Origin of the sequence: Acinetobacter sp. Lyrl_1 (assembly GCF_051948795.1) — a bacterium.
GTDB classification, from domain to species: Bacteria; Pseudomonadota; Gammaproteobacteria; order Pseudomonadales; family Moraxellaceae; genus Acinetobacter; species Acinetobacter towneri.
This window is the reverse complement of sequence record NZ_JAYJLK010000018.1, coordinates 1-26,619: the sequence shown is the minus strand read 5'-3', so window position 1 is coordinate 26,619 and position 26,619 is coordinate 1. Positions and strand designations below refer to the sequence as shown.

24 protein-coding genes are annotated in these 26,619 nt (G+C 42.6%); 11 read left to right on the top strand and 13 right to left on the bottom strand.

Translation table 11 applies throughout. From position 1 onward, the window contains the following. Positions 1–52 precede the first annotated feature (52 nt). Positions 53–2,257 (bottom strand): bifunctional 23S rRNA (guanine(2069)-N(7))-methyltransferase RlmK/23S rRNA (guanine(2445)-N(2))-methyltransferase RlmL, encoded by a 2,205-nt coding sequence (gene rlmKL / locus VF675_RS07560; protein ID WP_004971555.1) that lies wholly within the window; start codon positions 2,255–2,257, stop codon positions 53–55. A 327-nt stretch (positions 2,258–2,584) separates the two neighbouring features. Between rlmKL and VF675_RS07555 the strand changes: the two genes are divergently transcribed. The 4 genes from VF675_RS07555 (at position 2,585) to VF675_RS07540 (ending at position 7,259) form a co-directional block, all read left to right on the top strand. Further along, positions 2,585–2,974 (top strand): hypothetical protein, encoded by a 390-nt coding sequence (locus VF675_RS07555; protein WP_278519399.1) that lies wholly within the window; start codon positions 2,585–2,587, stop codon positions 2,972–2,974. Positions 2,975–3,279: 305 nt separating this feature from the next. Continuing rightward, positions 3,280–4,296 carry an aspartate carbamoyltransferase catalytic subunit gene (locus VF675_RS07550; RefSeq protein WP_004971550.1) on the top strand — a complete coding sequence of 339 codons (1,017 nt, stop codon included), beginning with the start codon at positions 3,280–3,282 and terminating at the stop codon, positions 4,294–4,296. A 10-nt stretch (positions 4,297–4,306) separates the two neighbouring features. Beyond that, positions 4,307–5,542: a dihydroorotase gene (locus tag VF675_RS07545; protein ID WP_004971548.1), complete on the top strand. Its 1,236-nt coding sequence runs from the start codon at positions 4,307–4,309 to the stop codon at positions 5,540–5,542. Between the two features lie 232 nt (positions 5,543–5,774). Beyond that, positions 5,775–7,259, top strand: a complete 1,485-nt coding sequence (locus VF675_RS07540; RefSeq protein WP_440205019.1) for an OmpA family protein — start codon at positions 5,775–5,777, stop codon at positions 7,257–7,259. A 295-nt stretch (positions 7,260–7,554) separates the two neighbouring features. On the opposite strand, the gene VF675_RS07535 is transcribed toward VF675_RS07540, so the two are convergent. From VF675_RS07535 to VF675_RS07505, 7 genes are all read right to left on the bottom strand, one after another. Beyond that, the gene (locus tag VF675_RS07535; protein ID WP_178318495.1) at positions 7,555–8,193 is read right to left on the bottom strand and encodes a CoA transferase subunit B; all 639 of its coding nucleotides are present in this window, start codon (positions 8,191–8,193) and stop codon (positions 7,555–7,557) included. A 3-nt stretch (positions 8,194–8,196) separates the two neighbouring features. Beyond that, positions 8,197–8,901: a CoA transferase subunit A gene (locus tag VF675_RS07530; RefSeq protein ID WP_179989329.1), complete on the bottom strand. Its 705-nt coding sequence runs from the start codon at positions 8,899–8,901 to the stop codon at positions 8,197–8,199. Positions 8,902–9,000: 99 nt separating this feature from the next. Then, the gene (locus tag VF675_RS07525) at positions 9,001–9,903 is read right to left on the bottom strand and encodes a hydroxymethylglutaryl-CoA lyase (protein WP_178318497.1); all 903 of its coding nucleotides are present in this window, start codon (positions 9,901–9,903) and stop codon (positions 9,001–9,003) included. Beyond that, entirely contained in the window at positions 9,900–11,894 is a 1,995-nt protein-coding gene (locus VF675_RS07520) for an acetyl/propionyl/methylcrotonyl-CoA carboxylase subunit alpha (protein WP_440205018.1), read from the bottom strand. The genes VF675_RS07525 and VF675_RS07520 overlap by 4 nt, the downstream gene beginning before the upstream one ends. A gap of 15 nt (positions 11,895–11,909) precedes the next feature. Next, complete coding sequence (locus tag VF675_RS07515) at positions 11,910–12,707, bottom strand: enoyl-CoA hydratase/isomerase family protein (protein ID WP_004971533.1); 798 nt, start codon at positions 12,705–12,707, stop codon at positions 11,910–11,912. A gap of 11 nt (positions 12,708–12,718) precedes the next feature. Further along, a complete protein-coding gene (locus VF675_RS07510) occupies positions 12,719–14,320 on the bottom strand; it encodes a carboxyl transferase domain-containing protein (protein WP_440205017.1) in 1,602 nt (533 codons plus the stop codon). Between the two features lie 33 nt (positions 14,321–14,353). Beyond that, the gene (locus VF675_RS07505; RefSeq protein WP_004971528.1) at positions 14,354–15,526 is read right to left on the bottom strand and encodes an isovaleryl-CoA dehydrogenase; all 1,173 of its coding nucleotides are present in this window, start codon (positions 15,524–15,526) and stop codon (positions 14,354–14,356) included. Positions 15,527–15,674: 148 nt separating this feature from the next. On the opposite strand from VF675_RS07505, the gene VF675_RS07500 reads away from it, so the two are divergent. From VF675_RS07500 to VF675_RS07475, 6 genes are all read left to right on the top strand, one after another. After that, on the top strand, positions 15,675–16,301 hold the full coding sequence (locus VF675_RS07500) for a TetR/AcrR family transcriptional regulator (protein WP_004971526.1): 627 nt from the start codon (positions 15,675–15,677) through the stop codon (positions 16,299–16,301). Positions 16,302–16,384: 83 nt separating this feature from the next. Beyond that, positions 16,385–18,073 carry an AMP-binding protein gene (locus VF675_RS07495; RefSeq protein WP_253106115.1) on the top strand — a complete coding sequence of 563 codons (1,689 nt, stop codon included), beginning with the start codon at positions 16,385–16,387 and terminating at the stop codon, positions 18,071–18,073. Positions 18,074–18,258: 185 nt separating this feature from the next. Then, positions 18,259–19,251, top strand: coding sequence for a biotin synthase BioB (gene bioB / locus VF675_RS07490; protein ID WP_440205016.1), 993 nt, complete (start codon positions 18,259–18,261; stop codon positions 19,249–19,251). A gap of 60 nt (positions 19,252–19,311) precedes the next feature. Next, complete coding sequence (locus VF675_RS07485) at positions 19,312–19,998, top strand: class I SAM-dependent methyltransferase (RefSeq protein ID WP_440205015.1); 687 nt, start codon at positions 19,312–19,314, stop codon at positions 19,996–19,998. A gap of 82 nt (positions 19,999–20,080) precedes the next feature. After that, positions 20,081–20,878 (top strand): thioesterase family protein, encoded by a 798-nt coding sequence (locus VF675_RS07480; RefSeq protein WP_104851802.1) that lies wholly within the window; start codon positions 20,081–20,083, stop codon positions 20,876–20,878. Positions 20,879–20,982: 104 nt separating this feature from the next. Continuing rightward, on the top strand, positions 20,983–21,759 hold the full coding sequence (locus VF675_RS07475) for a Rossmann-like and DUF2520 domain-containing protein (RefSeq protein WP_096902536.1): 777 nt from the start codon (positions 20,983–20,985) through the stop codon (positions 21,757–21,759). Positions 21,760–21,828: 69 nt separating this feature from the next. Here VF675_RS07475 and trmB read toward each other — a convergent pair whose 3' ends face one another. Further along, positions 21,829–22,545, bottom strand: coding sequence for a tRNA (guanosine(46)-N7)-methyltransferase TrmB (gene trmB / locus VF675_RS07470; RefSeq protein ID WP_167845932.1), 717 nt, complete (start codon positions 22,543–22,545; stop codon positions 21,829–21,831). Between the two features lie 185 nt (positions 22,546–22,730). Further along, on the bottom strand, positions 22,731–24,182 hold the full coding sequence (locus VF675_RS07465) for a SulP family inorganic anion transporter (protein ID WP_440205014.1): 1,452 nt from the start codon (positions 24,180–24,182) through the stop codon (positions 22,731–22,733). Between the two features lie 218 nt (positions 24,183–24,400). Between VF675_RS07465 and VF675_RS07460 the strand changes: the two genes are divergently transcribed. Further along, positions 24,401–25,012 carry a glutathione binding-like protein gene (locus VF675_RS07460; RefSeq protein WP_096902535.1) on the top strand — a complete coding sequence of 204 codons (612 nt, stop codon included), beginning with the start codon at positions 24,401–24,403 and terminating at the stop codon, positions 25,010–25,012. 100 nt (positions 25,013–25,112) lie between these two features. Here VF675_RS07460 and VF675_RS07455 read toward each other — a convergent pair whose 3' ends face one another. The 3 genes from VF675_RS07455 to VF675_RS07445 are packed head-to-tail and all read right to left on the bottom strand — an operon-like array spanning position 25,113 to position 26,514. Then, positions 25,113–25,895, bottom strand: coding sequence for a thiazole synthase (locus VF675_RS07455; RefSeq protein ID WP_004971502.1), 783 nt, complete (start codon positions 25,893–25,895; stop codon positions 25,113–25,115). A 13-nt stretch (positions 25,896–25,908) separates the two neighbouring features. Further along, complete coding sequence (gene thiS, locus VF675_RS07450; RefSeq protein ID WP_104851805.1) at positions 25,909–26,106, bottom strand: sulfur carrier protein ThiS; 198 nt, start codon at positions 26,104–26,106, stop codon at positions 25,909–25,911. Between the two features lie 42 nt (positions 26,107–26,148). After that, positions 26,149–26,514 (bottom strand): DUF423 domain-containing protein, encoded by a 366-nt coding sequence (locus VF675_RS07445; protein WP_178318505.1) that lies wholly within the window; start codon positions 26,512–26,514, stop codon positions 26,149–26,151. Positions 26,515–26,619: the final 105 nt, after the last annotated feature.

The following is a 26,619-nucleotide window of genomic DNA, read 5'->3' as shown; positions in this document are numbered from 1 at the left end:
AAACAAAGCCTGTTCAAATGAACAGGCTTTGTTGTATTGCCATATCGTTTATTTAAACAGGCGGGTGCTGAATTTTCCAAGCACGGTGGATTTTGGTGTTGCGTTTGAAATCTTGCCCAATGGTTTCATGGCTAATTTCCTGCACATCAAACATGGCTTCAATTTCTTCATCCATTTCAAAACCACGGTAGTTGTTGGAGAAGTACAGCGTTCCGCCTGTGGTTAAGCGGTTCATGGCACGCTTAATTAAAGAAACGTGGTCGCGTTGTACGTCAAATGTTCCGTAGAACTTTTTAGAGTTTGAGAAAGTTGGTGGGTCAATAAAGATCAGATCATATTGTTCATGACCTTCTTTGAGCCATTCAAAACAATCACTGGCAAAGAATTGATGTTGTTCATCGGCATGGTCTACCGTTAAACCATTCAATACAAAGTTTTCTTTAGACCAATTCAAATAAGTATTGGATAAATCGACGCTGGTGGTACTTGCTGCACCGCCAAGCGCGGCATGTAAACTTGCAGTTGAGGTATAACTGTATAAATTCAGGAAGTGCTTGCCACGTGCTTCTTTGGCAATACGTAAACGCATTTGACGATGGTCAAGGAACAAGCCTGTATCTAGGTAGTCGGTGAGGTTAACCAAAATTTTAGCCTGACCTTCTTGCACAATAAAACGCTTCGAGGCGGTACTTTGTTTGGTGTACTGGTTTTTACCTTCCTGACGGGCACGGGTTTTAATAAATACCGCATCGCGCCCTAAACCTGTGACAGCGCGAATGGCTTGTAAGGCAAGGTTAAAACGCTTTTTGGCTTTTTCAGGATCAATTTTTTTCGGCGGCGCATATTCCTGCACGTGCAAACGGTCGCCGTATAAATCGACTGCGACATTAAAGTCAGGTAAGTCTGCATCGTATAAACGCAGGCAATGCACATTTTCTTTCACCGCCCATTTTTTCAGGCTCTGCATGTTTTTTTGCAAACGGTTGGTGAAATCTTCTGCGCCTTCAATGGGTTCAAACTGTTGCGGTTGCCAATCTGCTAAGAATGGGCGTGCGAATGTTGCAGGTTTGATCGTACCAAAACGGACATAAATTGGCAGTTTACCGTTCATCAAACGTAAAATTTGCGGGTCATTGAAAGCCAACACATCGGCTTGTTCAACTTGGGCTGCAATGACGGCTGCTTTTTGATTTGGGAAATGCTTTTGCAAGAGGGCAGACAGACCCAAATATAAGGCACGGTTCGAGGCTTTATCGCCCAAACGCTCACCATAAGGTGGGTTGGTTACAATAAAGGCCTTTTTACCTTCGGCTTGAAAGTCGGGCCAGTCAGCCAAAGTACGTTCTTCAATTTGAATCTGATCGAGCAGACTTTCAAAACCTGCTGCAATAATATTTTGCTTGGTGGCTTTGACTGCTTCCCAGTCGGCATCGAAAGCATAAAATTTTGGCAATGGTTGTTGTAATGCAGTTTGATGGCGTTCAGCCGCTTCTGCTTTAATGCTCATCCATAATTCATGGTCGTGACCTTGCCAACCGTTAAAACCGAAACGACGTACCAAACCCGGTGCACGGTCAGTCAGCATCATCAATGCTTCAATAATAAACGTACCCGAACCACACATTGGGTCTAAAATAATGTCGGGTTGAATTTGTTGTAATTGACCTTTTTGCAGAATCGCTGCGGCAAGGTTTTCTTTAATTGGGGCATCGGTCATAAAACGACGATAGCCGCGTTTATGCAGTGAATCGCCAGATAAATCTAGGCAGTATGTATGTTCTTTTTTACCTGCCAACACGTATAAGGTAATTTCAGGCTGTTTGATGTCAATGCTTGGACGTTTGCCCACTGCATCCATAAATGAATCGACCACACCATCTTTAACGCGCAAGGTCGCAAATTGGCTGTTCACTTTAATGTCACGCTCTATATGCAAACGCACTGCAAAAGTACTTTGTGGCGCAAAAATCAGTGACCAGTCAAAGCTCAGCGCACCTTCATAAAGCTCTTCGGCTACATCGCGCGCGTCGTGACTAAATTCAATTTCGTGTGTGTGAATTGGTGTAAGGACACGTGAGGCTAAACGTGACCACATGCAGACACGATAGGCATTTTCGAGTGTGCCTTTGAAAATTAAACGACCCGGTAAACGTTCGATATTTTGAATACCTAAACCTTGCATTTCTTCTTGCAATAAGGTTTCAAGTCCATCTGCACAGGTGACCCAATATGTAGAAAGACGGGGTTTCGAATTCATGAAAATTTCCAAAAGCAATTCAGCAATCGGCTATTTTACCGTATTTTGTGCTAGAAAACTTAGTGATTTAGCGTGAATCGTGCAGAATTTTAAAGGTCTAGGTTTGAAGAGCTTCAGGGCATTTTTTACTGTTTTTTTCTAAAAAGGCAATGAGGATGTAATGACATCTCTAAAAAATTTTGAGTGATTGTATTGCGGAAAAATAAAAACCTGAATATTCACATGATTGGTATGTATTTTGCTCATACATTGTTGTGATGGTGAACATTTTGCAGATGAGCATCAAACACTGCAAAACAACAATGAAGCGATAAGGGGAATATTTAAATGACCACGGCTACTTTAAACACGGCACAGGCTTTAATAGCAAATAACGAGATTTTTTCAGTTGCCACTTTAATTTATACGCGATTAAGACGGGTCAGTGGACGTGTGATTGATGTCATGTATCTGGTTGAAAATTCAGACTATGCACGTGCTGTGCTGCAATTGGCGCTCGCTACACACGATGAGGAATTGTGCCGTTATGCGCTGCGCTTAAACAGTATATTGGCTAACTTAATGGATGCTGATGCAGAAATAACGTCGCCACAGACTGAAGCGCAGCAATTAGATGCAGTAGAAAATATAGAAAATATAGATGACTTGACTGAACCTACAGCTGAAGAAATTTATCGGGCGCAGGTGTCCCATCATTATATAGGGGCATTGCGTTAAACGGTGAATTGTACAGACTATGCCTACATAGCCTGAAGGTTGCGTAGGCAGTTGTAGGCGAAGATTGACCCACCAGATGTTCATCAAGCTCATATCAAGATGATTGGCTAGCAGAGCAGTTAAATATAAATGCCATCCTTTCACATCGCTTTGTAGAGTATTAAGCATGAAAGAAAGTGTAGATGAGTCTGCATGACTTAATTTTTAAAATCATAAGTTTCTTTTGACTAAATCACGCCAAGTTACACTGCTTTGCCAAATCAATTTCTGTATAATGCGTTAACTTAACGTATAAGGAATCTCTCATGCATTTGGCGGCATTGCATACTCCGAGCCAGATTCAATTGAATAAAGATGGGCATTTAAAACACTTTTTAACCATCGAAGGTCTTTCCAAAGAAACCCTCACCCAAATTCTGGACACAGCACAGTCCTTTTTCAATGAACAAAACCAACTGATCACCAATAATTTGCTCGAAGGGCGCACGGTGATGAATTTGTTCTTCGAAAACTCTACTCGTACCCGCACCACATTTGAAGCCGCAGCCAAGCGTCTTTCTGCCAATGTACTCAATATTGATATTGCCCGTTCAAGTACCTCTAAAGGTGAAACTTTGCGTGACACTTTGTGGAACTTAGAGGCGATGGCTGCTGACATTTTTGTGGTGCGTCATTCATCTTCAGGTGCAGCACATTTTATTGCTAAAACGGTTTGCCCAAAGGTTGCCATTATTAATGCGGGTGATGGCCGTCATGCACATCCAACGCAAGCGATGTTGGATATGCTGACCATTCGCCGTGAAACCCAACGACCTTATGAAGAATTAAGTGTTGCGATTATTGGTGATATCAAACATTCACGCGTGGCGCGTTCCGATGTGGCTGCCTTGCAAACACTGGGCTGTAAAGACATTCGCGTGATTGCACCGAACACCTTGTTGCCCTACGGTTTTGATGAATATGGCGCAGGCGTGCGTTTATTTAACAAAATGGAAGAAGGCATTAAAGATTGCGACGTGATTATCACCCTGCGTATTCAAAATGAACGTATTGATTCGCCAGCACTTGCCTCACAAGCCGAATTCTACAAAATGTACGGTTTAAACAAAGAGCGTTTGGCGCTTGCAAAACCAAACTGTATTGTGATGCATCCTGGTCCAATGAACCGTGGTGTCGAAATTGATTCAAGCATTGCCGATGGGCCTCAATCGGTGATTTTAAATCAAGTAACCAACGGTATTGCGGTACGTATGGCGGTATTGGCCTTGGCGATGCAAGGTCAATTGCAAGAACAAGGTTTGATTGACGCGATTGCGGTATAAGGAAAAAGTCATGGCGATTGTAAAAATTGAAAATGTACGTGTGCTTGACCCAATCCAGCAAATTGACCGCGTACAAACGGTATATCTTGAAAATGGCAAGTTGGTTGCAGAAAGTGCAGATATTAGCGAAAGCATAGATGCCCAAGGTCAATGGCTCATGCCAACTATGGTCGATTTATGCGCACGTTTACGTGAACCTGGTCAGCAACAACATGGCACGCTCAAATCTGAAGGCAAGGCCGCACGTGAAAACGGAATTCTGCACTTATTTACGCCACCCGATTCTAAACCAATCGTGCAAGACAACGGTGCACTCATTCATGGTTTGGTCGAAAAAGCCATGTTGGATGGTGGCATTTATTTAGAAGTGATTGGTGCACAAACTCAAGGTTTAAACGGCAAGCAGCCTGCCAATATGGCGGGACTGAAAAAAGGCGGCTGTAGTGCAGTGTCCAATGCCAATGCACCTTTTGAAGATGATGATGTCGTGATTCGCACACTGGAATATGCTGCAGGTTTGGACATGACCGTGGTGTTCTATGCCGAAGAACCGCAAATTGCTAAAGATGGCTGTGTGCATGAAGGTTTTATTGCATCGCGTCAGGGCTTGCCTATGATTCCAACTTTGGCAGAAACCGTAGCGATTGCCAAATATTTGCTGATGATTGAAGCCACAGGTGTACGTGCGCATTTTGGCTTATTGTCTTGTGGTGCATCAGTTGAATTGATTCAACAAGCTAAAGCCAAAGGTTTACCTGTCACTTGTGATGTTGCGATGCATCAACTGCATTTAACCGATCAAATTATTGATGGTTTTAACTCGTTAGCGCATGTACGTCCGCCACTGCGCTCAGAGCAAGACAAAGCATTACTGCGTCAAGGTGTAAAAGATGGTGTGATTGATGCGATTTGTACTCATCATGAGCCGTTAAATAGCTCTGCAAAAATGGCACCATTTGCAGATACTTTGTCAGGTTTTACTGCATTTGATACTTATATTCCATTTGGGATTCAACTGATTCAGGAAGGTCTGTTCAGTCCATTGGAATGGGTAGAAAAAGTGACACTTGCACCTGCGCGTGTGGCAAAAATGCAAAGTCGTTGGGAACAGGAAGCGGGTTGGGTCTTGGTTGATCCAGAAGTGGAATGGACACTGAACAAAGAAACGATTGTGTCACAAGGCAAAAATACGCCTTTGATTAATCAAGTTGTAAAAGGCAAAGCAGTACGCGTCTTTACTGCTTAATATGCTCTGATTGATATTTTATTTTCAAGTTTAAATAAGAGTCAGCTTCGGCTGGCTTTTTTATTGAATTTTAACAATCCCCAAATAGAAAATCGAAGAAGAGACTCTACATTTCGTTGACTCAAATTTCACAACAAAATCAAAACACCACAATTTATTACATTTGTTTAAATTTTAAGCATATATATTAAAAAACAACATGAAAACAAAGACAAAAAAAGAGGACATATGTATGCAAACAGATTTGATAGACTTGCTCAAACAAAGTGTGTCATCAATTGTATTGGAAGGGGAAACTCAGCATTTGCTTGAAAAAAATCAGGCATTGAGTAGTTTTTATCCCATTTTATTGTCTATTTTAAATTCACGTCCTGAATTAATTGATAATTTGCATCGACAGCTTAACCCTCGTGTGGGGGATGTCTTTGGTTCAAACTTGTCTTTAAAACAGCAGTTTATGGATATGGTGAGTGGCACAGCACCACAAGCCGAAATTGAAAATACACTGAATCGTTCTATTGCACCTAGTCTAAACTTTCTTGAAAATCAGGCAGGTTCATCAGACCCAGTTGCGATTCAACATTTATTGCAAAATAATTTAGATTCAATTCAGGCGGCTTTACCGCAGTGGGCAACAGCATTATTGGCTGCTTTGGGGGTAAATAATGCTGCGGGCCAAACCGTACATCAAGCACCTGAAGTCATTGTGACTGAGCCCGTAGAAGAACGCCGTTCGTGGTTATTGCCAATTTTAGCTTTAATTATTTTAATTGGTTTATTGGCATTTTTATTCCGTGCATGTAGTGACCGCAACCAAGCGCCTGCAACCACACAGACCCAAGTGGCAGCCAATCAGGCTGCAATGTTGCAAGTCAGTACAGGCAGTGATGGTAATTTGGTGACCTGTCAAATTTTGCTGAATAATCCAAGCTATATGGAAATTCTGCAGAATGAAGTGAAGCAAATTTTCAATCATCCAACAGGTTGTGGTGCAGAAAATTTTGCCAACTATCATTCGGAATTTATTGATCAGGACGTGATTCCAAGCGTTTTAAAAATGCTGAAAGGTGTACCGAATGTCAATTTAAACTGGGTGGGTAATCAACTGTCTATTCAAGCCGCGAACCCTGCCGATGCAGAGCGTTTAGCCAGTCAAATTCGTCCATTGGCTAAAAACATGACTGTAGTGACTCAGCAACCTGCAGAAACTACAGTAACCGATGTTAATCAGGCTGTAACCAGCAGTATTAGCAATGCCGAGCAGGCTTTGGCTGCAATTAATCCTGACAATATTCAAGCTTTGGATATTGCGACGGCACTCAATATGCAAATCATTAATTTTGATTCTGCATCGACTGAAATTCCAGCAGCCAATAAGTCTATTTTAGATCAGGCTGCGGTATTGATGCAGCGCGCGCCACAAGTGCAATTAACCGTGAAAGGGCATACCGATGCCGTAGGTGATGCCAATGCCAACAAAACTTTGTCACAACAACGTGCGCAAGCAGTGGTCGATTATTTAGTATCACGTGGTGTAAATCCGGGTCAATTGCAAGCCATTGGTTTCGGTTCAGAGCAGCCGATTACAGCAAATGCAACCCCAGAGGGTCAGTTTAAAAACCGCCGGATTGAGTTTGAAGTCTTGAATGTAGATACAGGCACAGTGCGTAGTGTGGAAGATGCAGGCGTGGTAGAGCAAAAGACGCCTCAATCTTAAACAGGTTTATTTTCTTGTAAGATTAAACTTGTATTGAGCCTTCACTTTGCAAAGTGAAGGCTTTTTTTATTGCAGATCAGTGCCGAAGTATCGTGCAAATATCGAAATTGAAAGTAATTTTTGGATGCTCTTTGGTTTGAGGAATAGTTTTATAAATTAGTGATTTGTTGAGTAGATTGAATAAGTTGAGTGGGAAAGTATGAAAGTCAAAACAAACCCTCTCCCTTGTATTAGGTTTTAAAGCAGTGTATCAAAACTTGCAAAGGAGAGGGGGAGTTAACTTGAGATAAATTCATCAAGCTGCGACTTTTTGCAAGGCAACGCCTGTAACTTTTTGAATTTCATCAAAACTGACATCAGGTGCAAGTTCAATCAACTTTACGCCTTGTGGGGTAATATCAAGTACGCCTAAGTCGGTAATGATACGATGCACCACTGCTTTACCCGTAAGTGGTAAACTGCACTGCGATACAATTTTAGGTGTACCATCTTTGGCACAATGTTCCATCAACACCACAACTTTTTGTACGCCTGCGACCAAATCCATTGCACCGCCCATGCCTTTAACTTTCTTGCCGGGAATCATCCAATTGGCAAGATCGCCTTGTTCAGAAACTTCCATTGCCCCTAAAATGGCGATATTGACATGCCCGCCACGAATCATGGCAAAGGAATCTGCGCTGGAGAAAAATGCCGCACCTTTACGTGCAGTCACAGTTTGTTTGCCTGCATTGATCAGGTCGGCATCTACAGTGTCGGCAGTCGGAAATTCACCAATGCCAAGTAAGCCATTTTCAGACTGCAACCAAACATTGATATGTTCAGGAATATAATTGGCGACCAGTGTGGGTAAGCCAATGCCTAGATTGACATAAAAACCATCTTCTAATTCTTGTGCAGCGCGCTGCGCCATTTGATTACGCGTCCAAGCCATATCTTAAGCCTCCGCCTTTAAAGTCATTTGTTCAATACGTTTTTCTGGGTTTGCATTGAGGACAATGCGGTTCACATAAATACCGGGTAAGTGGATTTCGTCTGGGTCTAAATCGCCAATTTCAACAATCTGTTCAACTTCGGCAATGGTGATTTTGCCTGCCATGGCACAGACAGGATTAAAGTTTTGTGCTGTTTTACGGAAAACAAGATTGCCCGCTTTATCTGCTTTGTAGGCTTTGACCAAAGCGACATCTGCGGTCAAAGATTCTTCTAAAATATAATCTTTGCCATTAAATTCACGGACTTCTTTTCCTTCGGCAATAACAGTGCCTACACCTGTTGGGGTGAAAAATGCAGGAATACCCGCACCGCCTGCGCGTAATTTTTCTGCCAGTGTGCCTTGCGGGGTAAGTTCAACTTCCAGTTCACCGCTTAAAAACTGGCGTTCAAATTCTTTATTTTCGCCGACATAAGATGAAATCATTTTTTTAATTTGTTTGGTTTCAAGCAATAAGCCTAAACCAAAACCATCGACCCCTGCGTTGTTGGAAATACAAGTCAGCTGTTTCACACCTGTATCTTTTAACGCAGCAATCAAGGCTTCAGGAATACCGCATAAACCAAAACCACCCACCGCCAAGGTATGCCCATCTTGAACCACGCCATTTAATGCAGCTTGTGCGCTGTCATATACTTTATTGGACATTTGTCACCTCTTTATTCTCTGCACGGCATTCACTTGCCATGTTGTGTTGTTGCCATCCTTATTGCTTATGTTCCAATGCTATTGAGGATGAAATAGGTTTTAAGCACAAACCTTTTGCCAGTAGGCATTGGCATAGTGAGATGGATTATTGCGCTGTAAGACATTGCTGATGTTACGACTAGCTGTCATCAGCGGTTCTAACCGCACACCTGTTTCAAAACCCATCTTGGACAGTAAATAGTACAAGTCTTCGGTAGACACATTGCCCGATGCACCTTTGGCATACGGACAGCCACCCAAACCAGCAATAGATGAATCAAATACACGAATGCCTTGCAAGAGCGACTGATAAATATTGGCAATCGCCATGCCGTAAGTATTGTGAAAATGACCTGCTAAAACTTTGGCATCGACCTCTGCCAAACATGCATCCCAGACTTTTTGCACACGGTCAGGGGTTGCTGTACCAATGGTTTCACCCAAAGACACTTCATAGCAGCCCATGTCCAATAATTGCTGTGTGACTTTTGCGACTTGTTTCGGGTCAATTGCGCCTTCATAAGGACAGTCCACCATACAAGATACATAACCACGCACGCGAATGTTGTGCGCTTTGGCTTGACGCATGACATCGCTAAATTTTTCCAAACTTTCTTCAATTGAACAGTTGATATTTTTTCGGGTAAAGCTTTCAGAAGCGGCGGTAAACACGGCAACTTCTTTGCAACCCACCGCCAAAGCCGACTCAAAACCTTTTGAGTTTGGGGTCAGTAAACTGAATTGAATGTTTGGGTTTTGTGGCAGGCTGGCAAACAGCACATCGCTGTCTGCCATTTGCGGTACCCATTTGGCCGATACGCAAGAACCGACCTCAATGCTGCTTAAACCTGTTTGCATTAAATCCAAAATCAGGTTTTTACGGTCTGCCAAAGTGAGTGGCGTTTTCTCATTTTGCAGACCATCTCGTGGGCCAACCTCTACAATTTTGACAAATTCAGTCATGCAACTTCCTCCGTCAAGGCTTCAAATTCAACCAGTTCATCGCCTGCTTTGACCTGATCGCCCGCTTGGAAGTACGAACTTGCCACAATGCCATCGAAAGGCGCACGAATTGAATATTCAATTTTCATGGCTTCCAGTGTCATCAGTACATCATCTTTTTTCACACGGGCATTGGCTGCCACCAAAACTTGGGTGATTACACCCGGCATTGGTGCAGTCAGATTGTTGGCATTGTCTTGTTGATCATCGCTGTTAAAGTTTGCTTGTACATAGCTAAACACATGACGCTGACCGTTTTGGAACAGGGTGATGCCTTGCGCATGTTGGTTAAATGCTATTTTTTGTTGCTGACCATTGATACAAACCTGTAGACGATGTGCATCCAAAAGCTCGCCTTGAACGCTCAGCGTTTGCCCATTGTAGTAAGCCTCAAAACCAGAAGTGCATGGTTTTAACTGGATTTTGAGTGTTTGGTCATTGCACTGTAATTGCACTGTGTGGGCGCTTTGCTGATTTAAGCGCCAGAAGTGGTCTTTTTGCCAAACCGCGTTGTTTGCCGCTTTGTTGTTTTGAATACGAGAAAGTACATCAATTAACGCAGCTGCAACGACAGTTTCTGTAGCGACTTCAGGTTTTGCGTTAAGTAAAAATGCTTCCTCACGTTGAATAAGCCCTGTATCCAAATTGGCATGTTTAAAGGAATCACACAGCACCAAACGATCCAAGAATGCAATGTTGTTGCCTAAACCATCGACGTGGAACTGACCTAAAGCATGGTGCATTTGCGTTAATGCTGCTTCACGGTTTTTACCCCAAACAATCAGTTTGGCAATCATTGGGTCGTAGTAGGTGCTGATTTCATCACCTTCGACAATCCCGCTATCGACACGTACGGCATCATTTTGCTCTGGATAATGCAGATAGCTGATTTGACCAATGGCAGGAATAAAGCCTTTTTCTGGTTCTTCGGCATACACACGCGCTTCAAGGGCATGACCATGAATTTGCAATTCATGTTGCTGTTTTGGCAATGGCTCACCAAAAGCAACTCGCAATTGCCACTCAACCAAGTCTTGCCCTGTAATCATTTCTGTGACGGGGTGTTCGACCTGCAAGCGGGTATTCATTTCCATGAAATAAGCAGTACCGTCTTGCTCGACAATAAACTCTACCGTACCTGCGCCCACGTAATTTACAGCACGTGCGGCATCAATTGCGGCTTGGCGCATAGTTTCGAGTTTATCTTCTGGCATTTTTGGTGCAGGTGCTTCTTCAAGCACTTTTTGGTGGCGACGTTGTACCGAGCAATCACGTTCAAACAAATGCACGTAGTTGCCGTGAGTATCGCCAAAAACCTGTACTTCAATATGACGTGGTTGAATCACATAGCGTTCAATCAGCACATCTTCATTACCAAAGCTAGAACGTGCTTCACTTTTACATGAAGCGAGTGAGCTGAGAAAGTCTTCACTGCGTTCTACTAAACGCATGCCTTTACCGCCACCGCCTGCACTGGCTTTAATGAGCACAGGATAACCAATGCTGTCGGCTTGTTGCTTTAAAAATGCCGCATCTTGATTGCTGCCGTGGTAGCCCGGAGTTAGTGGCACACCTGCTTTTTCCATCAAGGCTTTAGAGGTTGCTTTTAGACCCATCGCCAAAATGGCTTCAACTGGCGGGCCAATAAAAACAATATTGTTGTCTTTACAGGCAAGTGCGAATTGGTCATTTTCAGATAAGAAACCATAACCCGGGTGAATCGCTTGTGCACCTGTGCTTTTGGCTGCCTGAATAATACGTTCAACTTGCAAATAACTTTGTGCCGCAGGCGATTCACCAATATAAATGGCTTCGTCTGCCAGTTTAACGTGTTGTGATTGCGCATCGGCATCTGAATACACCGCGACAGTCGCAATCCCAAGTTTTTTTGCGGTACGAATTACACGGCAGGCAATTTCACCACGGTTGGCAATTAAAATCTTTTCAAACATCGTGCGATCCTTCTTTTATTCTGCCGTGGTCTTGATCCAAGCCGGGCTTTGTTTATTTAAAAAAGCATTTAAGCCATTTTTCGCCTCAGTTCCTTGGCGAACATGTGCAATATGCTGTGCAGTTTGTTGGAGTAAATCTTCGGTCAAAACTTGATGATTAACCATCTGAATCAGTTGTTTAGAAGCATGTTGCGCTTCTGGGCCACCAAGCAATAAGGCTTGCACAATTTCATCAATTTTGCTGTCTAAGTCTTCGGCTGAAGTGACTTCATGCGCTAAACCAATTTGCTGTGCCTGTTCTGCAGAAATACGCTCTGCCGTTAAAAAGTAACGTGATGCCTGACGTGCGCCAATCGCACGAATGACGTAAGGGCTAATGGTAGATGGTGCTAAACCTAAACGTACTTCAGAGGTCGCAAACTTGGCATCGGTGCTGGCAACGCAAATATCACAGGCAGCTGCCAAACCCATACCACCACCAAAGGCAATACCATGCACACGGGCAATAGTCGGTTGTTTTAACGTCGCTAAACTTTGCAGCATTTTTGCCAGTTTTAGGGCATCGGCTTGATTTTCTGCTGTAGAAGCTTGACCTGCCTGTTTCATCCAGTTCAAATCTGCACCTGCAGAAAAGCTTTTGCCGCGTCCTGCCAAAATCACCACTCGAATATCATCACGGCTATTCAGTGCCTGAAAGCAGGCGTGTAATTCTTCAATCACCTCTGTATTGAAAGCGTTATGCAATTCCGCACGATTAATCCAAACCGTAGCCACTTGGTTGTTCTGTTCGAGCTGTAAAAACTGATAATCCATTTTGTCACCTCTTACATGCGGAACACGCCAAATTTGGTCGGTTGGATGGATGCATTGAGGGCAGCGGCTAAACTTAATGCCAAAACTTCACGCGACTGTGCTGGATCAATCACACCATCATCCCATAAGCGTGCAGACGCATAATATGGATGACCCTGACGTTCGTATTGTTCACGAATTGGCTGTTTGAACTGATCTTCTTCTTCTGCAGACCAGCTACCACCTTTGGCTTCAATCTGATCACGCTTTAAGGTAGACAATACGCTCGATGCTTGTTCGCCACCCATCACTGAAATACGTGAGTTTGGCCATGTCCACATAAAACGTGGTGAATAAGCACGACCACACATCCCGTAGTTACCTGCACCAAAAGAACCGCCAATCACCAAAGTCAGTTTAGGCACATTGGCTGTGGCAACCGCCATCACCAGTTTGGCACCATTTTTGGCAATGCCTTCATTTTCATATTGGCGTCCAACCATGAAGCCTGTGATATTTTGAATAAATAACAGGGGAATGTTGCGTTGGGTGCATAGTTCAATAAAGTGTGCGCCTTTTTGTGCCGACTCGGAAAATAAAATACCGTTGTTGGCAATAATCCCGACAGACATACCATATAGTTTGGCAAAACCTGTAATTAATGTGGTGCCAAAGCGCGCTTTAAATTCATCAAAACGTGAACCATCGACAATACGGGCAATCACTTCACGTACATCAAACGGTTTACGCGCGTCAGTCGGAACAATGCCATACAGTTCAGAGGCATCGAATAATGGTGCTTCTATATGCTCAGGCTGCGGGTTTGGCTTTTTATTTAAATTGGCAACGATGTTGCGGGCAATTGCCAAGGCATGTTCATCATTTTCTGCCAAATGATCGGCTACACCTGAAAGGCGAGTGTGTACATCGCCACCACCCAAGTCTTCGCTGCTAACCACTTCACCTGTTGCGGCTTTAACCAGCGGTGGGCCGCCCAAGAAAATTGTCCCCTGATTACGCACAATGATGGTTTCATCTGACATGGCAGGGACATACGCACCGCCTGCGGTACAACTTCCCATCACAACGGCAATTTGGGCAATGCCCATGCTCGACATACGCGCTTGGTTATAGAAAATGCGTCCGAAATGATCACGGTCTGGAAAGACTTCATCTTGTAGCGGCAAATATGCACCGCCAGAATCGACCAAATAAATACAAGTCAGGTGATTCTGTTCGGCAATTTCCTGTGCGCGTAAATGCTTTTTCACAGTCAGTGGATAGTACGTTCCACCTTTTACTGTGGCATCGTTGGCAATGATCATGCAGGTCACGCCATTCACTTGACCGACACCCGCCACTACACCCGCAGCAGGGACATCATCCTGATAGACCTGATAAGCGGCCAACTGACCAATTTCAATAAATGCAGTACCCGGATCGATCAGGTGGTCAATCCGTTCACGTGGCAGTAATTTGCCACGGTCTAAATGTTTTTGGCGTGCAGTTTCGCCACCACCCAAAGCAATTTTTTGGACTTTTTCTCTGAGGTCATCGACTAGGCTTTGCATCGCAGCTTGGTTGTTTTTAAACTCGTCGCTGCGAATATTAATTTTGCTCTGTAATTGATTCATGCCAACATCCTTGTCTATTCTTGTGATTTATTTTTAGGCAGTTTCGTTAAACAATTCACGGCCAATCAACATACGGCGAATTTCTGAAGTACCCGCACCAATTTCATAGAGTTTGGCATCACGCCATAAACGTCCTGCAGAGAACTCATTGATATAGCCATTACCGCCCAAGGTTTGAATGGTTTCACCTGCCATCCATGTGGCTTTTTCGGCAGCGTATAAAATGGCACTGGCTGCATCTTTACGTAAACTACGGCTGTGTTCAGCTTTGTCACATTCTGCGCCAACGGCATAGACCAGTGCTTTACATGCCAACCAAGTCGAATACATATCGGCAATTTTGCCTTGCATAAGCTGGAATTCACCCAATGCCTGACCAAACTGTTTACGCTCATGAATATAAGGAATCACGGTATCCATGCAGGCATCCATAATGCCTAGCGGCCCTGCACTTAAAACTGCACGTTCATAGTCCAGTCCACTCATTAGTACTTTTGTACCATTGCCCACACCGCCCAAGACGTTTTCTTTTGGTACTTCAACATTGTCAAAGAACAATGGATAGGTATTTGAGCCGCGCATCCCGAGTTTGTCTAAATGGCTGCCGTGGCTAAAACCTGACATGGTTTTTTCAATTAAGAAAGCAGTCATACCTTTGGCGCCTGCCTGTAAGTCAGTTTTGGCATACACCACCAAAACATCGGCATCACCGCCATTGGTAATCCACATTTTTGAGCCGTTGAGCAAGTAATGATCGCCTTTATCTTCAGCTTTCAGTTTCATGCTAACCACGTCTGAGCCTGCATTTGGTTCAGACATTGCCAAAGCGCCGACGTAATCGCCTGAAATCAGTTTTGGTAAATAGCGTTGCTTCTGTTCTTCTGTCCCATTTCGCTTAATTTGGTTCACACATAGGTTAGAATGAGCACCGTAAGACAAACCAATGGATGCTGATGCACGAGAAATTTCTTGCATGGCAATGATGTGAGCTAAATAGCCTAAGTTAGTGCCGCCGTATTCTTCACTCACGGTTAAGCCAAGTAAGCCCATATCGCCAAATTTTTTCCAAAGCTGGGCAGGGAATTCGTTATCACGATCAACCTGTTGAGCAATGGGTGCAATTTCCTTTGCACAAAAAGCAGCGATTGAATCGCGCAGGGCGATTAAGGTTTCATCTAAGCCGAAGTCTAAGCTTTGTAAAATCATGTGTTCATCCATCCTGTGGTTATATTTGTTGTTCCTAAAACAAGCATTGTTGTTGTGCTTAGGTTCTAACATACATCGAAAATTTAAAAAAGTGAACTAAAATTCACAAAATGATTTACAATTCATTTTATCTGGTTGAGAATAAGATATGAGTTATAAAAGATCATCATTGATGCAGGAACGTATGGAACAAAATCGCATGGCGATTTTAGATTCTGCTCGTGAACTTATTGCTCATGGGGGCTTTAAAGAAGCGTCTATCCAAGCCATTGCAGAACGCGCAGGCGTATCTACAGGTTTGGTGTATCGCTACTTTGAAAATAAAAGTCAGATTTTGATTGAAGTTTTATCGGATGCGATTCGTCGTGAGGTCGAAATTTTGGACCACATTGCGAAGTCAGATTTAAGTGCAAAACAAAAATTGCAAAAATCTGTCACCACTTTTGTGAAGCGTGCGATGAACAGCCCTCAATTGGCGTATTCGTTAATGTTCGAGCCTGTAGACCCAGAAATGGAACATGAGCGTTTTCGCAGTAAACAACTGATCAAACAGAGCATCAAGGAAATTTTGGCTGAAGGAAAAGTCAATGGTGAGTTTGATTTTGAAGATTTGAACACTGCTGCTTTAGGTGTGGTTGGCTCCATGACCTTTGTAGTGATTGAACCTTTAAACCCGTCTCGCAATGTGATGTTTGATCAAAATTATAAAGATTACTTTGTCAAACAAATTGCCGACTTTTGTGTAAATGCAGTGCGAAAACAGCAGGGAGGGTAGTAAAAACAACGCACAAAACAGGCAAAAAGTAATCGTCGTCATAATGGAAAACAGAATTACAAAGAATCAAGGAGATCGATTCAATGACACAAGTACGGTTAAGTTATGCCTATGGCACCAGTAATCAGCCTTTGTTAGGCATGACCATTGGTGAAAAGTTTGATCAGGCTTGCCAGCAATATGCAGATCAGGATGCTTTGGTAAGCGTGCATCAAAATGTGCGTCTGACCTATAAGCAACTACAGCAACAGGTCAATGCCTTTGCCTGTAGTTTGTTAAAACTCGGTTTTAAAAAAGGTGACCGCCTTGCCATTTGGTCTCCGAATTGTGTGGAATGGACGATCACTCAATTCGCAGCCTTTAAGGCAGGGGTGATTTTGGTGAATTTAAACCCAGCCTATAAAAGCAATGAACTGGAATTTGTGCTCAACAAAGTGTCCTGTAAAGGTTTGGTGATTGCATCGCAATTTAAAAGCACCAACTATCAGGACATCTTAACGAAAATTGCCCCAGAGCTGTGTCAGGCAGACAATAAAGTCCTCAACGCCAAGTGTTTACCGCATTTAAAGCATGTGATTAAAATTGATGATCAAGCACATACAGGAATGCATCGTTTTCAGGATTTATTGACTGCTCCAACCACCCACATGCTGAAAAAACTACAACACATTGCCAGTGAGTTGCAGTTCGATGAAACCATTAACATTCAATTTACCTCAGGCACGACGGGCAATCCGAAAGGCACTATGCTGACCCACAACAACATTTTAAATAATGGTTACTTTGTAGGAGAAGCAATTCATTTAAGTCCACAAGACCGTGTTTGTATTTCCGTACCGCTGTTTCACTGCTTTGGTATGGTGATGGGCAATTTAGCGTGTATCACACATGGTTCAACCATGGTCTATCCATCGGCAGTGTTTAACCCGCTCGATACCTTAAAAGCCATTCAGCAAGAAAAATGTACAGCTGCTTACGGCGTACCGACCATGTTTATTGCCATTTTAGAGCATGAACAGTTTGATGAATTTAATTTATCTAGCTTGCGCACAGGCATTATGGCAGGCAGTCCGTGTCCGCAGGAAATTATGCAACGCGTCATCGACCGTATGCACATGGCGCAAATCACCATTTGTTATGGCATGACCGAAACAGCACCTGTGAGCGCACAAAGTTCGACTGAAGATTCTGTGGAGCGTCGTGTCAGTACGGTGGGGCGTGTACATCCACATCTGGAAGTAAAAATTGTCGATGAAGAAGGCAAAGTCGTGCCGCGCGGACAGTTAGGAGAATTGTGTGTGCGTGGTTATTCAGTCATGCTGGGTTACTGGGATGAACATGACAAAACCCAAGAAGTCATTGATGTTGCACGTTGGATGCACACAGGCGACATTGCAGAAATGGATGATGAAGGCTTTGTAAAAATCAAAGGTCGCATTAAAGATGTGGTGATTCGTGGCGGTGAAAACCTGTTCCCGAAAGAAATTGAAGATTTCTTATATACTCACGATGCGGTCTGCGATGTGCAAGTAATTGGCGTGCCAGATCATCGTTATGGTGAAGAACTATGTGCCTGTATTATTTTGCATGAACACCATGAATGTACCGAAGAGGCAATTCGCCAATACTGTGCAGAACACATTTCACACAATAAAGTCCCACGTTATGTGCGCTTCTTTAGTGAATTTCCAATGACCGCTTCAGGCAAGGCACAGAAATTTAAATTACGTGAATTTATGCGTGAAGAATTAAATTTAAAGGAAATTGCTTAAGGCATTATTTCAGCTATTTATTGCTGCAAGATCGACCTTTTAATTTTGTCAGCACACACCCTTTATTTCTCACGCAGAGATAAAGGGATACTCTAATAATTACACTAAAAATATATCGCATACTCAGCTTAGTAAAAGATGACACCTAGTATAAGTGTGATGCGTGATAATCAAGGATGAAAATAATGACCTTACGCAATGATTGGACTCGAGAAGAAATTCAGCAGTTATATGAACAGCCTTTTTTGGATTTAGTCTTTGAAGCACAGCGCGTGCATCGCCAACATTTTGCTGCCAATACCGTACAAGTCAGTACCTTATTGTCTATTAAAACAGGCAAATGCCCTGAAGACTGTAAATATTGCTCGCAGTCTGCGCATTATGATTCACAGCTTGAAGCTGAAAAACGTATTGCAGTGGATAAAGTCATTCAGGAAGCCAAAGAAGCTTTAGCCTCAGGTTCTTCACGTTTTTGTATGGGCGCTGCTTGGCGTAATCCGCATGAACGTGATATGCCGTATGTTTTAGAAATGGTGCGTGAAGTCAAAGCTCTAGGCTTAGAAACTTGCATGACTTTAGGGATGTTGAATCAATCTCAGGCAGAACGCTTAAAAGATGCAGGTTTGGATTATTACAACCACAACCTAGACACATCGCGTGAATATTATCCGAATGTCATTAGTACTCGTAGCTTTGATGACCGCTTAAATACTTTGGATATTGTGCGTCAAACAGGTATGAAAGTGTGTAGTGGCGGTATTGTCGGTTTAGGTGAAGACACCCAAGACCGTATTGGTTTATTACATGAATTAGCGACTTTACCGTTACATCCTGAATCTGTGCCGATCAATATGTTAGTTCCGATTGAAGGTACACCATTGGCTGAAGTAGAAAAACTGGATGTGATTGAGTGGATTCGTACCACTGCAGTTGCACGTATTATCATGCCAAACAGCTATATTCGTTTATCTGCAGGGCGTGAATCATTATCTGATTCAGATCAGGCGTTGGCATTTATGGCAGGTGCGAACTCGTTATTCTCAGGTGAAAAGCTTTTGACCACACCAAACGCAGGCGAAGGCAAAGACAAACAATTGTTCCAAAAATTAGGCTTAGTGCCTGAACGTGCCAAGCCAACCGTTTCGGAATTGTCGGTAGATGCAATGGCTGTGGCTTAAGCAGATCTTGAAAAAGACTCAGATATTTAATGTCAGTAAATTAAAGAAGAATCATGTGATATGGCAAAAGATTTTCACAGTGCAACTGTGGTTGAAGGCTATGACAGTCATATTCGGAAACTCATTCCCGGATATGAATTGGTACATCAACACATCAATGCAATTTTAAGTAGTCATTTGCCCGAAACAGCACAAGTTTTAGTGGTGGGGTGTGGCACAGGCTATGAGTTGCAGTATTTACTGCAGCAACATCCACAGTGGCAATTTACGGCCATCGACCCATCTTTAAGCATGTTACAGCAGGCAGAAAAAAACATTCAGTCTGTGGCAGGGCATGAGCGAGTACGTTTTATACAGGCAGATACCCACCAATTTGCCCAACAAGCGCAGGTTGAAAATTTGCAGTTTGATGCGGCATTGGCGATTTTGGTGGCGCATTTTGTGCCAGTCGCAGAAAAAACATTATTTTTTCAAGATATTTACCAAACATTAAAACCTACAGCGATTTTATTAAGCTATGATCTGATGCAGCAGACTGAAAATATAGAACTGCGCTGGATGCAGAATTTGGCTTTGGATTGTGGTTTAACTACGACTCAAGCGGAAAAAATGCTTGCACGACTGGCCGATGATTTTCATTTAATTATGGCAGATGCGCAGGCAGCATTGCTTACTCAAGTGGGTTTTCGTCAGTGTAAAACATATTGTCAACTTATGAATTATTATGGTTTTTTTGCAGAGAAATAGTTGATAAATAACATTATTTAGTCAGTAATCTTTGTAGTAAAAGTATCCGCACAAGAAAAGTTAGATCAGGGAAAGAGAAAAAATGTCAGCATATTACACTTTACTCAAACGTGAACAACATGCCGATGGTGGCTGTACTGCGCACTATCGTTGCAACATTCATGCACAAGGCGCGTGGAATCCGCATGAACAACACATGGCACCTGCAACGGGTATTTTGTGTGCAGAACTTGAGCAATTTATGCCGCGTGATGATATGCGAATTGGTCGGGTCGGTTTAGATATTTTTGGCTTAATTGCCTTTGGTGAATTTAGTATCACCACCCGTATGATTCGACCGGGTAAAACCATTGAGCTGATTGAAGCGGAAATGTGTGCTGAAGGAAAAACCTGTATTGTGGCGCGTGCATGGAAAATGAAAACCTCAGATACACGCGCAATTGCAGGATTGGAAGATTTACCGATAGAAAACCCCGAATATTTGCCCGATTGGGATGGCATGCGTTGTTGGCCGGGCGGCTATATTCAAAGCATTGAAACCCGTGCGCATTTAGATCGTCGTGCAGGTAAGGGCATCGTTTGGTTAAGAAACCAATTGGATATGGTTGAAAATCAAAGCACATCTAGTTTTGTGCGTTTATTGGGGATGGTGGATACCGCCAATGGCGTAGTGCCACGTTTAGACCCGAATGCGGGTTGGGGTTTTCCAAATTTAGATTTGCAAATGCATTTACACCGTTTACCGCAAGGCGAATGGCTAGGCTTGGAAGTAACACAACAATATGGTGAAGATGGTATTGGCTTAACGAGTGCAGTTTTGCATGATACTCAAGGGCCATTTGGACGTAGTGAGCAGATTTTAACTTTGCGTCAATTCTAAATCTATTCGATATCAAACAAAAAACATCAGGACGAATTGCTTCGTCCTTTTTTTATTGGCATGCTGTGTGCAGATTATTTCATCTTATTTTATCTGAAAATATTATGCGAATTAGTTTGATTGGTGCAGGGCGCGTTGCACATCATTTGGCTCATGTTTTAAACGCACAGCATCAAATTGTGCAAATTTATAGCCGTAGTCTGGACAAGGCGCAGCATTTGGCTGCGCAGGTTGGCGCAGAAGCGATTGCTGAAGTAGAAAAACTTCATTCAGATCTAGATTTAGTGATTATTGCAGTGAGTGATCAGGGCATTGCACAGGTGATTCAGGAAGTTCATCGTGATTTAAATCATGTGTTGATTGTGCATACCTCAGGCAGTACTAAATTAGATGTATTGCAACAGCATCATGTACGTTCAGGGGTATTTTATCCCTTGCAAACCTTTAGTTTAGAGCGTGAAATTGATTGGTCAGAAACGCCTTTATTTATAGAAGCTGCATTTGCTGAAGATCAGCAGCTTTTAATGACTTTGGCAAATAGCCTAAGCAAAAGGGTTTATGCCTATACTTCAGCACAGCGTTTGAGTTTGCATTTGGCTGCGGTATTTGCCTGTAATTTTAGTAATTATTGTTATGACATGGCCAAGCAAGTGGTCGATGCTCAGAAAGTAGATTTCAGTCTGCTGTATCCTCTTATTTTGGAAACTGCGCATAAAGCGACCCAGAATGATCCGCGTCAAATGCAAACAGGGCCTGCTATGCGGGGTGATCACAATATTTTAAAAATGCATCAGGACTTATTGGTAGCAGGGCAGCAACATGCACTTGCCGAAGTTTATGCGCTAATGAGCCAACAGATTTTAACGCGGCATCAATCTTAGTCATTTGATACGATAACACGAGTTCAAATAAAAAATGCTTCCTTGTGGAAGCATTTTTTCTAGCAGAAATTAGTTAATTTTCTTGAAGATAAAATCATTAATCTTATGACCTGCTTCAATTCCGCGGCGTTCAAACTTGGTTTGTGGACGCCATTCAGGGCGAGGGTAGCTATTGCCTTTACCCGCCAAGTTTTCTAAACGTGGACGGTTGTCCAATACATCCAGCATCCATTCTGCATACGGTTCCCAGTCGGTTGCTGCATGGAACGTACCACCTAACACTAATTTTTGCTCTACCAATTCCATGCGTTCATGAGCAACAAAACGGCGTTTGAAGTGACGTTTTTTCTGCCATGGGTCTGGGAAATATAACTGCACCGTATCAATGCTATTGTCTGGCATTTCACGCAGTACTTGAATCGCATCGGCATCTAAGACACGTAAGTTGCTTAAACCTGCTGTACCTGCTTCATAAACGCACTGTGCAATGCCTGGAATATGGACTTCAATCCCGACAAAGTTACGTTCAGGGTTAGCCTGCGCCATCAGTACCAAAGAACGCCCCATCCCAAAACCAATTTCTACTGTAAGCGGGCGTCCAGGGTGTTCAAAATGCTGACGTAAATCGCCAACAGGATATTCCAAAATTAAGTCGCCGTATTGTTCCAAGGCGCTACGTTGTGACGTATTCAATGGTGAAGAACGGCGCATGAACGTTACAATTTCACGATGCTCGTTGAGGTTGTCCAGCTCGACAACGTGCTGGTCTAATTGATCGTTCGACATAATTTTGGCAAATCTAATGAATTCGAATGCGGTATTTTAAGTCCTGAGCCATTGAAGTCAAATTTTTTCGCTGTTTTTCGTAGCATCGCGCAAGATTGCGATACATCTGCATCTTTTGAGTATAAAAAATGCAGAATCATCAAGATTCAGCATTTAACATCATCAACGGTATTTTAATACAGTAATTACGAATGGGCACTGTATTGATCAATTAAGGTATGACTGGCTTCATTCAATCCAATAATATGCACTTTAATCTGTTGCGCTTTAAATTTGTTCACTACGCTATTCAGCATATTTACAGAGGTAATATCCCAAATATGCGCATGCGTTAAGTCGATGGTGACATTGCTAATGTCTTCTGAAAAATCAAAAAACTGATAAAACTTTTCCGAGCTGCTAAAGAAAATTTGTCCTGAAATTACATATTGGCGGGTATATTCGCCCAATAAAAACGAACTGACTTTAACTTCACTTTCCAGTTTATTAACCAAAAATAGAGCAGAAAGCAGTACGCCAACAAAGACACCCAAAGCAAGGTTGTGGGTAACTAACACCACAATCACCACAGCTAACATAACAATATTGCTTTGTTTGGGATGCTTTTTAAAGTTACGGATGGAATCCCAGTTAAAAGTCGTGAATGACACCATAATCATAATTGCGACCAATGCTGCCATAGGAATATATGCCAACCAATCTTTGAGAAATACCACCAAGCACAGTAAAAACACGCCTGCCGTAAGTGTAGAGAGACGTGTACGTGCCCCAGAACTGACGTTGATAATGGATTGCCCAATCATGGCACAGCCTGCCATACCACCCATAAAGCCACTAACAATATTGGCATAACCCTGACCACGACATTCCTGATGCCGATCTGCTTCAGTGCCTGTGGCTTCATTGACAATCGTAGTAGTCATCATAGTTTCGAGTAAACCGACTGTGGCTAAGGTCATGGCATAAGGAAAAATAATCGATAAAGTTTCAAAATTTAGCGGGATGTCAGGTACTAGAAAAATAGGCAGTGTATCGGGAAATTGTCCCAAATCGCTTACGGTACGCATATCTGCACCAAGTAATAAGGCAACCATACTCAGCATAATAATGCAGACCAAAGGCGAGGGAATGCTTTTACCAATTTTAGGAATGTATGGAAACAGATAGACCACCGCCAAACCTAATCCTACAAATAAATAGCCTAAGCTATCCATTTGCGATAATTCAGGCAGTTGCGCCACAAAAATTAAAATCGCCAAAGCATTTACAAAGCCATAAACCACCGATTGCGAAACAAAACGCATCAGTTTGGCAACTTTAAAATAACCTGCCACAACCTGAATCAGCCCTGTGAGTACTGTTGCAGCCAATAAATATTGCAAACCATGTTCTTTGACGAGGGTAATCATCAGTAATGCCATAGCGCCTGTCGCGGCAGAAATCATGGCAGTACGCCCACCAAAAAAAGCAATCGTGACCGCAATACAGAACGATGCATATAAGCCGACTTGCGGATCGACGCCTGCTATAGCCGAAAAGGCAATTGATTCAGGAATTAATGCCAAACCTACCACTAAACCTGCCAAAACATCGGTGCGGATATTGGAAAACCATTCTTCTTTTTTCAGGCTAATCACAATCTCAATTTCATGAAACTTTAAAGGGCTGTATGTTAAAACATCTAGAGATAAAAAAGCAGGCAAAACAGACTTGAAAAAGCCTGTCTTTTGCAGGATAGTCAAAGCGTAAGGGCTTTTTAAGACATTTTCGCTTTTTTGCAATTTATAGGTTCAATCACTTGCAAGTTTGTGACAAGCGATTTACAACAGAGATAGTTATATAACAAGGATCAAATATGAAGCTTTATTATTCACCTGGCGCATGCTCTTTGGCAGCACATATTATTTTAAATGAAGTGAATGTCGATTTTGATATTGAGCGTGTAGATTTAAAAACCCATAAAACAGAAAAGGGTGCCGATTATTATGAAATTAACCCTAAAGGTTATGTACCTGCTTTAGAAATTAACCCAGGTTTAATTTTGACGGAAAACGTAGCGCTATTGCCATTTTTAGCGCAGCAAGACCCTAAACAGGATTTAATTCCGCCATCTGGTTTAGGTCGTGCTAAAGTTTTGGAATGGTTGGGTTATTTAAACTCTGAATTACATGACGCTTACGCAGTATTTTTTGGCGCGCCTTTAGATGCAGAAGCCAAAGAAAAAGCCTATGCAGAAATTGATCGTTTGTTGACTTATATTGATCAAGCGATTGCATCATCAGACCATGAATATTTGGTGGATGATAACTTTGGTCCAGCCGATGCGTATTTGTTTGTTATCACTAATTGGTCAAACTATATTGAGCATGATTTAACTCCGTATAGCCATGTGGTTGAAATCCGTAATAAAGTTGCTGCGCGTCAGTCGGTACAAATTGCTATGCGTGATGAAGGCTTGATTCCTTAATCGGCTTTTATTTGCCCAAATCGCATAATAAAAAAAGACGTTGAGTTAACACTTAACGTCTTTTTATTTGAGTTGTCGGACTTGGAACAGACTCTAATGATTATTTAAAGAAATAACCCGTTTCAGGTGAGCTGGCATTCGCCATACGCTTACGTGGCATACGTCCTGCCAAATAAGCTTCACGTCCTGCTTCTACTGCTTTACGCATCGCAGATGCCATTAGCACTGGGTTTTGTGCTGCTGCAATGGCAGTATTCATCAGCACACCATCGCAACCCAATTCCATTGCAATCGCAGCATCACTGGCGGTACCTACACCTGCATCTACCAATACAGGCACTTTGGCATTTTCTTTAATAATTGAAATGGTATGCGGGTTAAGAATACCTAAGCCTGAACCAATTAAACTACCTAATGGCATAATTGCCACGCAGCCCATACTTTCCAATTCTTGCGCCACAATCGGGTCATCGGAAGTGTAGACCATGATCTCAAAACCATCGTCAATTAGCGTGCGTGCAGCTTTTAAAGTTTCGGTGATATTTGGGTAAAGGGTTTTTTCATCGCCCAAAACTTCCAGTTTGACAAGGTTGTGACCATCTAGCAATTCACGCGCCAGCATGCAGGTGCGCACGGCACTGTTGGCATCAAAACATCCTGCTGTATTTGGCAAAATGGTGTATTTTTCTGGTGGAATTACGGAAAGTAAGTTTGGCTGATCTGGATGTTGCCCAATGTTTACACGACGAATGGCAACCGTGACAATTTCTGCGCCACTGGCTTGAATCGCCAAATCTGTTTCGGTTAAATCTTTATATTTGCCCGTACCCACCAATAAACGTGAATTAAAGGTACGTGAACCAATTTTAAAGGTATCTTGCATGGGTGCTCCGAGTTTAGCCGCCACCAACGGCATGAATAATTTCAATGCGGTCTTGATCGCAAATAGGGGTTTCGGCAAGTTTACTTTTGGCAATAATTTTTTCGTTTTGCTCCACAGCAAAACGTTTGCCTTCTAAATCTAATGCCTGAATCAGTTGTAACAGGGTCGTGTGAGAGGTCTGTTGTGTTTCGCCATTCAGATAAATTTGCATGACCGTGAATCCATCTTCAAAATTACAAAATACAATTGAGCTTTATTTAGCATATTTCATGGCTTGCCATGCTAAGGTCAGCCAGCCCGCAATCATGAGCACACCACCAATTGGGGTAATCATGCCCAAGCCGCGTACAATGTCCAATGCCATGATATAAAGTGAACCGCAGAAAAATAAAATACCCAGTTGGATTAGAATAAAACTGGCTTTAATGGGAAGTTGTGGAATCACTTTAGCTAAGATGCCTAATGCCAAAAGTCCAAGAGCATGATAGAAAAAATAATCTGTTGCAGTTTGCCACCAATCCAATTGAACCTCAGTTGCACGGGCTTTTAAACCATGTGCACCAAATGCACCAAGTAATACCGCAACCGCTAAATTCAAGGCAGAAATTGCAATCCACATACGCAAATTGACCTATTTAATTTTGCGCTTAACCTTAGCACATTTTTAAGCTTGGGAAAATCTGAGATTTGCTTGCCTGTATGTAGCTGTACCAATTAAAGACAA

Excerpts from the sequence above, each read along its gene's own strand:
- VF675_RS07530 (WP_179989329.1), bottom strand. The coding sequence starts at position 8,901 with ATGTCCAATAAAGTATATGACAGCGCACAAGCTGCATTAAATGGCGTG.
- VF675_RS07480 (WP_104851802.1), top strand. The coding sequence starts at position 20,081 with ATGTCAGCATATTACACTTTACTCAAACGTGAACAACATGCCGATGGT.
- thiS (WP_104851805.1), bottom strand. The coding sequence starts at position 26,106 with ATGCAAATTTATCTGAATGGCGAAACACAACAGACCTCTCACACGACC.
- VF675_RS07555 (WP_278519399.1), top strand. The coding sequence starts at position 2,585 with ATGACCACGGCTACTTTAAACACGGCACAGGCTTTAATAGCAAATAAC.
- VF675_RS07445 (WP_178318505.1), bottom strand. The coding sequence starts at position 26,514 with ATGTGGATTGCAATTTCTGCCTTGAATTTAGCGGTTGCGGTATTACTT.
- bioB (WP_440205016.1), top strand. The coding sequence starts at position 18,259 with ATGACCTTACGCAATGATTGGACTCGAGAAGAAATTCAGCAGTTATAT.
- VF675_RS07550 (WP_004971550.1), top strand. The coding sequence starts at position 3,280 with ATGCATTTGGCGGCATTGCATACTCCGAGCCAGATTCAATTGAATAAA.
- rlmKL (WP_004971555.1), bottom strand. The coding sequence starts at position 2,257 with ATGAATTCGAAACCCCGTCTTTCTACATATTGGGTCACCTGTGCAGAT.
- VF675_RS07495 (WP_253106115.1), top strand. The coding sequence starts at position 16,385 with ATGACACAAGTACGGTTAAGTTATGCCTATGGCACCAGTAATCAGCCT.
- VF675_RS07475 (WP_096902536.1), top strand. The coding sequence starts at position 20,983 with ATGCGAATTAGTTTGATTGGTGCAGGGCGCGTTGCACATCATTTGGCT.
- VF675_RS07455 (WP_004971502.1), bottom strand. The coding sequence starts at position 25,895 with ATGCAAGATACCTTTAAAATTGGTTCACGTACCTTTAATTCACGTTTA.
- VF675_RS07510 (WP_440205017.1), bottom strand. The coding sequence starts at position 14,320 with ATGAATCAATTACAGAGCAAAATTAATATTCGCAGCGACGAGTTTAAA.
- VF675_RS07515 (WP_004971533.1), bottom strand. The coding sequence starts at position 12,707 with ATGGATTATCAGTTTTTACAGCTCGAACAGAACAACCAAGTGGCTACG.
- VF675_RS07485 (WP_440205015.1), top strand. The coding sequence starts at position 19,312 with ATGGCAAAAGATTTTCACAGTGCAACTGTGGTTGAAGGCTATGACAGT.
- VF675_RS07460 (WP_096902535.1), top strand. The coding sequence starts at position 24,401 with ATGAAGCTTTATTATTCACCTGGCGCATGCTCTTTGGCAGCACATATT.
- VF675_RS07525 (WP_178318497.1), bottom strand. The coding sequence starts at position 9,903 with ATGACTGAATTTGTCAAAATTGTAGAGGTTGGCCCACGAGATGGTCTG.
- VF675_RS07520 (WP_440205018.1), bottom strand. The coding sequence starts at position 11,894 with ATGTTTGAAAAGATTTTAATTGCCAACCGTGGTGAAATTGCCTGCCGT.
- trmB (WP_167845932.1), bottom strand. The coding sequence starts at position 22,545 with ATGTCGAACGATCAATTAGACCAGCACGTTGTCGAGCTGGACAACCTC.
- VF675_RS07540 (WP_440205019.1), top strand. The coding sequence starts at position 5,775 with ATGCAAACAGATTTGATAGACTTGCTCAAACAAAGTGTGTCATCAATT.
- VF675_RS07500 (WP_004971526.1), top strand. The coding sequence starts at position 15,675 with ATGAGTTATAAAAGATCATCATTGATGCAGGAACGTATGGAACAAAAT.
- VF675_RS07535 (WP_178318495.1), bottom strand. The coding sequence starts at position 8,193 with ATGGCTTGGACGCGTAATCAAATGGCGCAGCGCGCTGCACAAGAATTA.
- VF675_RS07545 (WP_004971548.1), top strand. The coding sequence starts at position 4,307 with ATGGCGATTGTAAAAATTGAAAATGTACGTGTGCTTGACCCAATCCAG.
- VF675_RS07505 (WP_004971528.1), bottom strand. The coding sequence starts at position 15,526 with ATGATTTTACAAAGCTTAGACTTCGGCTTAGATGAAACCTTAATCGCC.